Genomic DNA, 1303 nt, shown 5'->3' with positions numbered 1-1303 from the left:
TTTAGCATCAATGAAAAAGCAGTAATCGAGTATCTTTAATATTCACCATAAAAACTAAAGATATGGAATCCCGAGTTACTGCCCAACCAAAGTTATTCATAGGAATCGACATCCACAAGAGGAGCTGGAAAATACACTGCAGCACCGATCTATTTGCCGGTAAATCTTTTACTATGCCACCGGAACCTGATAAATTACATGCATACGTTCAAAAATATTTTCCAGATTACCAGGTAACCACTGCGTATGAAGCTGGTTGCTGTGGTTATTCTGCCCATCGCAGCTTTGAGAGCTACGGCTGGAAATCCCTGGTAGTGAATCCTGCTGATATACACCGCAAAGGAAAGGAGCGATACACCAAAACTGACAGGATCGACGCTCAACTTATTAGTCGGGAACTTAAAGACGGGCGTCTAGATAGTATCATTATACCCAATATAGAACGTGAAGAGTTGCGAAGTCTTTTCCGTCGAAGGAATGAACTGGTTAAAGACTTTAGGCGTATCAAATGTATGATCAAGATGCAATTGTTATATTTTGGCATCAAAGTCCCAGAGGAGTTCGATAATGACCATTGGAGCCACGCTTTTCGGCATTGGATAGATAATCAGCAATTTAATTATCCAACAGCCCGTGAAACTATGGCCAGTAAAATGCGTAATTTTAGATTTATAGATAAAGAGCTTCGGGATGTTTCCAGTCAGCTTCGGGCCTATTGCCGTAAACATTTTAAGAAGGATTACTACCTACTAAGGAGTGTTCCGGGAATCGGCGGAATTGTAGCGGTAGGAATACTATCTGAACTCGGTGACCTAAGACGGTTTAACAATTTAAAGCACCTAGCCGGTTATGTTGGGCTTGCTCCTGGTCTCTATGAAAGTGGCACTACTTCTAAATCCCTTGGAATGAACCCGAGATGCCACAGGCTGATCCGATCTTATTTTGTGGAAGCAGCCTGGCAAGCCATACGAACCGATCCTGTTATTCAGGGGTACTACCGAAAACATCTGGGAAAGGACGTTAAGAAAATAATAGTTAAAGTAGCACATAAATTATTGAGTCGCACTTTGGCGGTAATTAAAACAGAAACCCCTTATGAAATTGGGGTAATATCATAGTATTAATCAATAGCTAAGCTCAAAATAGTAAAAGTCTGTACCACAAAACAACGTAGGTGGCCAATTAGGATCACATTTTTTAGCAAGTGGACAGATTTATTTAACCAATCATAGTGATGCTGGTGGCACTCTGGAAGTGACCACAAATAGGATGCTGAGCAGGTTATTTTTGCATTGAATTCTTA

General features: G+C 40.8%; 1 protein-coding gene. It reads left to right on the top strand.

The window, feature by feature from the left end; translation table 11 throughout:
* Positions 1–62: 62 nt before the first annotated feature.
* Positions 63–1118, top strand: coding sequence for an IS110 family transposase (locus GUB10_RS15845; RefSeq protein ID WP_193712428.1), 1056 nt, complete (start codon positions 63–65; stop codon positions 1116–1118).
* Positions 1119–1303 lie beyond the last annotated feature (185 nt).

Origin of the sequence: Salegentibacter sp. BLCTC (genome assembly GCF_015143665.1) — a bacterium.
GTDB classification, from domain to species: Bacteria; Bacteroidota; Bacteroidia; order Flavobacteriales; family Flavobacteriaceae; genus Salegentibacter; species Salegentibacter maritimus.
Note: the sequence above shows the minus strand (reverse complement) of the source record. Positions and strands in the feature narration are given on the sequence as shown.

Excerpts from the sequence above, each read along its gene's own strand:
- GUB10_RS15845 (WP_193712428.1), top strand. The coding sequence starts at position 63 with ATGGAATCCCGAGTTACTGCCCAACCAAAGTTATTCATAGGAATCGAC.